Origin of the sequence: Methylobacterium sp. CCH5-D2, from assembly GCF_001556475.1 — a bacterium.
GTDB lineage: Bacteria > Pseudomonadota > Alphaproteobacteria > Rhizobiales > Beijerinckiaceae > Methylobacterium > Methylobacterium hispanicum.
The window spans coordinates 1-5,402 of the sequence record NZ_LSIX01000491.1; the positions used below are offsets into that span (position 1 = coordinate 1).

At 70.4% G+C, this 5,402-nt stretch carries 6 protein-coding genes and 1 pseudogene; all 7 read right to left on the reverse strand.

Features of this window, described 5'->3' with window-relative positions:
• Positions 1 to 134: hypothetical protein (locus AX737_RS34350; RefSeq protein WP_197430558.1), on the reverse strand; the 134-nt coding region annotated here is incomplete at its 3' end.
• A 33-nt stretch (positions 135 to 167) separates the two neighbouring features.
• Positions 168 to 1,253: an alanine racemase gene (gene alr / locus AX737_RS12535; protein ID WP_082773010.1), complete on the reverse strand. Its 1,086-nt coding sequence runs from the start codon at positions 1,251 to 1,253 to the stop codon at positions 168 to 170.
• Between the two features lie 118 nt (positions 1,254 to 1,371).
• Entirely contained in the window at positions 1,372 to 2,859 is a 1,488-nt protein-coding gene (locus tag AX737_RS12540; RefSeq protein ID WP_066921782.1) for a replicative DNA helicase, read from the reverse strand.
• 226 nt (positions 2,860 to 3,085) lie between these two features.
• On the reverse strand, positions 3,086 to 3,658 hold the full coding sequence (gene rplI / locus AX737_RS12545) for a 50S ribosomal protein L9 (protein ID WP_066921784.1): 573 nt from the start codon (positions 3,656 to 3,658) through the stop codon (positions 3,086 to 3,088).
• Positions 3,659 to 3,694: 36 nt separating this feature from the next.
• Positions 3,695 to 4,723 carry a DUF2232 domain-containing protein gene (locus AX737_RS12550; RefSeq protein ID WP_066921786.1) on the reverse strand — a complete coding sequence of 343 codons (1,029 nt, stop codon included), beginning with the start codon at positions 4,721 to 4,723 and terminating at the stop codon, positions 3,695 to 3,697.
• A 143-nt stretch (positions 4,724 to 4,866) separates the two neighbouring features.
• The gene (rpsR, locus tag AX737_RS12555; RefSeq protein WP_066921788.1) at positions 4,867 to 5,118 is read right to left on the reverse strand and encodes a 30S ribosomal protein S18; all 252 of its coding nucleotides are present in this window, start codon (positions 5,116 to 5,118) and stop codon (positions 4,867 to 4,869) included.
• Positions 5,119 to 5,121: 3 nt separating this feature from the next.
• Positions 5,122 to 5,402, reverse strand: a pseudogene (locus AX737_RS12560) (30S ribosomal protein S6); the annotation flags it as partial.

Sequence of the window (5,402 nt, forward strand, 5' to 3'; positions counted from 1 at the left end):
CCCGCCTGCACGCCGCCGCCCGGCGTCTCCTCGACGATCGTGTTCCAACCGTTGCAGGCCTCACACCGCCCGCGCCAACGGTTGTAGACCGCCCCGCAGGACTGGCAGACGAAGGTCTGGTGGATCTTGGCCATGGATCTCGCGAGTGCCGGACGGTCGAACCAGCCTCACTCTACATAGGTGCGAACATACCGGGAACCCAGGCCGGTCAGGATCTCGTAGCCGATCGTGCCGGCCGCGCGCCCGACAATGTCCACGTCGAGCGCGTCGCCGATCAATACGGCGGTCGCGCCGCGCCGGGCGTCAGGCGCCTCGGTGACATCGAGGATGATCAGGTCCATCGAGATCAGGCCGAGGATCGGGCACGCGACCCCGCCGACGAGCGCGTGTCCGCGCCCGCTCGCCGCGCGCGGGTAGCCGTCGGCGTAGCCGAGCGACAGCGTGGCGAGCCGGCGCGGGCCGGGGGCGATCCAGCGGTGGTTGTAGCCGGCGCCCGCACCCGCCTCGACGGCGCGCACCTGCACGATCTCGGCCTCCAGCCGCACCACCGGCCGCATCGGGTTCGGGTGCCCGGGCGTGGGGTTGCCGCCGAACAGGGCGTAGCCCGGCCGCAGCAGGTCGTGGTGCGTGGCGCTTCCGAGGAAGATGCCCGAGGAGTTTGCGAGCGAGGCCGGGATCTCCGGGAAGGCGGCGCGCGCGGCCGAGAAGTCCCGGATCTGCCGGGCGTTGACCGGATCCTCAGGCTGCTCGGCGCTGACGAGATGGCTCATCACGAGGTCGATGCCGGCGGCGCGGATGCGGGGATCTGCGCGCAGCGCCAGCGCCTCCGGCACCGAGAGGCCGAGCCGGTTCATGCCGGTGTCGACGTGGAGCGCGGCCCCGTGCGCGCCCTGGCTCGCCCCGGCCCAGGCGTCGAGCTCGTCGTGCGAGCCGAGGACGGGCCGCAGGCCGTCGCGCAGGAAGGCGTCGGCACCGCCCGGCGGCAGCCCGTTCAGCACGTAGATCGTGGCCTCAGGGACTGCCCGCCGCGCCGCCGCCCCCTCGCCGAGATGCGCCACGAAGAAGGTGCGGCAGCCCACCCGCCACAGGGCGGGGGCCACCGCCGCGAGCCCGCAACCGTAGGCATCGGCCTTGATCACGGCGGCGCAGGGCGTGCCGGGCCCTTGAGCGCCGAGGCGGCGCCAGTTCTCGGCGATGGCCGCGAGATCGACGGTGAGGCGGGCGCCGTGTCCGACGGGTCCGGTGGGGGGAATCGTTCGTTCCTCCGAGCAAGCGCCGGTCTTCAGCGCATTTCCGCCCTCCTATACGCCGTCGCGGCAATGCCGATCCATGCGAGCGGCATCTACCGGCTACGACCCTCGAGCAGGTGGATCACATCGGCTCGGGCAGGCGGTCGCTCTGGGCGAGGTTCGAGAAGCGGGTGATGTTGGCGTCGAACTGCAGCTCGACCGTGCCGGTGGGGCCGTGGCGCTGCTTGCCGATGATCACCTCGGCCTTGCCGTGGACGCGCTGCATCTCGGCCTCCCAGGCGAAGAACTCCTCGGTGCCCTCGCGCGGCTTCTTGTTGCCGACGTAGTACTCCTCGCGGAACACGAACATCACCACGTCGGCGTCCTGCTCGATCGAGCCCGATTCGCGCAGGTCCGAGAGCTGCGGGCGCTTGTCGTCGCGGTTCTCCACCTGACGGGAGAGCTGCGAGAGCGCGATGATCGGCACCGAGAGTTCCTTGGCCAGCGCCTTCATGCCGGTGGTGATCTCGGTCATCTCCTGCACGCGGTTGTCGCCCTTCTTGGACGAGCCGGAGAGGAGCTGGAGGTAATCCACGATCAGCAGGTCGAGGCCCTTCTGGCGCTTCAGGCGCCGGGCGCGGGCGGCGAGCTGGGCGATCGAGATGCCGCCGGTCTGGTCGATGTAGAACGGGATCGTCTGCATCTCCCGGGCGGCGTCGGTGATCTTGTAGAAGTCCTCCGGCCGGATGTCGCCGCGGCGGATCTTGTAGGAGGGCACGCCCGACTGCTCGGCGATGATGCGGGTGGCCAATTGCTCGGCCGACATTTCCAGCGAGAAGAACCCGACGATGCCGCCGTTGACGGTCTTGGTGACGCCGTCCTGCCCCTTCTCGCCCTGGTAGGCCTTGGCGATGTTGAAGGCGATGTTGGTGACCAGCGAGGTCTTGCCCATGGCCGGGCGCCCCGCGAGGATGATCAGGTCGGAGGGCTGCAGGCCGCCCATCTTGGAATCGAGGTCGCTGAGGCCCGTGGCGATGCCCGACAGCTTGCCCTCGCGCTGGTAGGCCTTGGCCGCCATGTCGATGGCGGTGGTGAGCGCGTCGGAGAATTTCTGGAACCCGCCGTCGTAGCGGCCGGCCTCGGCCAGTTCGTAGAGCCGGCGCTCGGTCAGCTCGATCTGCTCGCGGGGCGCCTGCTCGACGGGGGCCTCGTAGGCGCCGTTGACCAGATCCTCGCCGATGTTGATCAGCCGGCGGCGGATGGCGAGGTCGTAGATGGTGCGGCCGTACTCGCCTGCGTTGATGACGGTGGTGGCATCCGCCGCCAGCCGGGCGAGGTACTGCATCACCGTCTGGCCGCCGAAATCGGCGTCGCCCAGATACGTCTTCATGGTGATGGGCGTGGCGAGCTTGCCCGCCTTGATCAGCGAGACGGCGACCGTGAAGATCTGCTGGTGCGCCTCCTCCATGAAGTGCTCGGAGAGCAGGAAGTCCGAGACGCGGTAGTAGGCGTCGTTGTTGACCAGCATCGCGCCGAGCAGCGCCTGCTCCGCGTCGATGTTGTGGGGCTGGACCCGGTACTCGGTCGGGACCGCCTCGAGCCGGGCCGTCAGGGCGTTGGGCAGGGCCATCGGCTAGCTCCTCAGGCGCGTCCCCCGTGGGCCGCGCGACTTCACCTTGCACGGACCATGCACCGGTATGGTTGACCGATGCTTGCCGCGCCGCCCGCGCGCCGGGGGTGCGACACGAAGAACGCCCGCCGCTCGGGAGAGCGGCGGGCGTCCATGTTTGGAACAAATTAGGAACCGGTCAACCCTCGGGGACGATCATCCCCGCTGTCCACCGGTCGCGAAGGGATCAGCCGCGGTCGTCGGCGCCCTCGCCGGCCTCGGCCAGCGCCGCGCCGACCTCGAGGCCGAGGTCGTCGAGGTTGAACGCCTCGCGCTCGGTGACCGACTCACCGCGGGCCTGACGCTCGGCCTCCTCGGGGCTGCGGGCGATGTTGACGGTGACCTTCACCTCGACCTCGGGGTGCAGGACCACCGGCACGGTGTGCAGGCCCAGCGTCTTGATCGGCTGGTTGAGCACGAACTGGCCGCGCTCGACCGTGAAGCCCTCCTTCGAGACGACCTCGGCGAGGTCGCGGGTGGAGACCGAGCCGTAGAGCACGCCGGTCTCGCCCGACTGGCGGATCAGGATGAAGCTCTGGCCGTCGAGCTTCTCGGCCACGGCCTCGGCGTCCTTCTTGCGGTCGAGGTTGCGCGCCTCGAGCTGGGCGCGCTGGTCCTCGAAGCGCTTCTTGTTGGCCTCGGTGGCGCGGAGCGCCTTGCCGCGGGCGAGGAGGAAGTTGCGGGCGAAGCCCGGGCGGACGTTCACGGTCTCGCCCATCTGGCCGAGCTTGGCCACGCGCTCGAGGAGGATGACTTCCATGGTTCTGATCCTTTCAGAGGGGTGTGTGTACGGGTCTCAGGTCGCCGGGCCGCCCCGGGGGCGGCGGCGGTCGAGGGCGGTATCGGCGAGGCCGAACAGGGTCAGCGCGACGAGGGCGATGCCCTGCGTCACGAACAGGATGAGGTAGAGGCCGAAGAGCAGCGCTCCGCGCCCGGGCCGCCCGCGGCTGCGGTCGTGAAAGGCGGCGAGCCCCTGCAGCGCGAAGACCGCGCAGAGCGCGCCGACGAGTGCCGTGCCGAACACGCCGAGATAGCCCGGCGCCAGGGTGAGCACGACGGCGAGCGCCAGCAGGCCGAGCACGCCCCGCGGCATCGCGGTCGAGGGGATGTCCGGCCAGGGCCGCAGCAGGCGGCCCGAGAGGCGCACGATGCGGGCCGAGGCCCAGAGATAGAAGACGAGGAGCAGCGCGAGGCCGGTGGCGGCGATGCCGGGCAGGAGGCGGCCCATCGCGTCGGCGAGTTCCGCGTGCAGCTCGGCCTGGGCCTTGGCCTTCGGGTCGGCGGGCTCGGCAGGGGGCGCGGTCGGCGTCTCGGCGCTCCGCTCGGCGTCCTCGCTCGTCTCCGTGCGCGGCGCCGGCGCGGTGCCGTCGCGCATCTGCACGCGGATCAGGTTGCCGGCGAGCTGGCGCATCTGCGTCTCGTAGGCCTCGTAGCTCGACGAGGACAGGAGCGCGATCGCCACGACTGCGGCACCCGCGGTACTGCCGACCCAGCCGAGCAGACGCCCGGTCGGGTACCACTCCGTCGTGCCGTCGGGGTTCTGGCGGCCGAGCAGCGTGAGATAGGCGAGCCACCACGCGGGCAGCGCCAGATAGGCCGCGAAGCCGAGGCCGAGCGAGGGCGAGACCGCGAGCGCCAGCGCGAGGCTGCCGGTGACGGCGGCGGCGAGCGCGGCGCGGTGGCTCCAGCCGAGGCCGACGATCAGGATGGGCAGCGGCGAGACGAGGTTCAGCACGAACGCGAGCAGCGTTCCTTTCAGGAGAACGCCGAACAGGAGGGCCGAGACGAGGCCCGCGCCGATGCCGATGCCGAGATACTGGGTCATGGGTTCCGCTGTCCCGCCGGTCTCATGCGACCGGGGTTAGAGGCATTGTGGGCCCCAACGATGACGGCGGCCGGGAAAAGCCGTCGTCTTCTGATGATACGGGGGCCGGCCCGTGGAACCGGACCGGCCTGGTCAGAAAAGACCTACTTGATGACGTAGGGCAGCAGGCCGAGGAAGCGGGAGCGCTTGATGGCCTGGGCCAGTTCGCGCTGCTTCTTGGCGGAGACCGCGGTGATGCGGCTCGGCACGATCTTGCCGCGCTCCGAGACGTAGCGCGACAGGAGCTTCACGTCCTTGTAGTCGATCTTCGGAGCGTTCGCGCCGGAGAAGGGGCAGGTCTTGCGACGACGGAAGAAAGGACGACGGCCACCGCCGCCACCAGCACCGAAGGCCATGACTTAGTTCTCCCCGCCGAAGTTGCGCTCGGGACGCTCGCCCCGCTCGGGACGGTCCCCACCGCGGTCGCCACGATCCCCACGGTCGCCGCCGAAGCCGCCACCGCCGCCGAAGCCCTCGTCGTCGCGGCGACGGCCGCGCTCGCGGTCGCGACGGTCGTCGCGGTCGCGCTTCTGCATCATCGCGGAGGGCTCTTGCTCCAGCTCCTCGACGCGGATCGTCATGAAGCGCAGGATGTCTTCCGAGATCTGCATCTGACGCTCCATCTCGGCGATCGCGGCCG

Coding starts and splice junctions, on each gene's coding strand:
- AX737_RS12540 (WP_066921782.1), bottom strand. CDS start 2,859: ATGGCCCTGCCCAACGCCCTGACGGCCCGGCTCGAGGCGGTCCCGACC.
- rplI (WP_066921784.1), bottom strand. CDS start 3,658: ATGGAAGTCATCCTCCTCGAGCGCGTGGCCAAGCTCGGCCAGATGGGC.
- AX737_RS12550 (WP_066921786.1), bottom strand. CDS start 4,723: ATGACCCAGTATCTCGGCATCGGCATCGGCGCGGGCCTCGTCTCGGCC.
- rpsR (WP_066921788.1), bottom strand. CDS start 5,118: ATGGCCTTCGGTGCTGGTGGCGGCGGTGGCCGTCGTCCTTTCTTCCGT.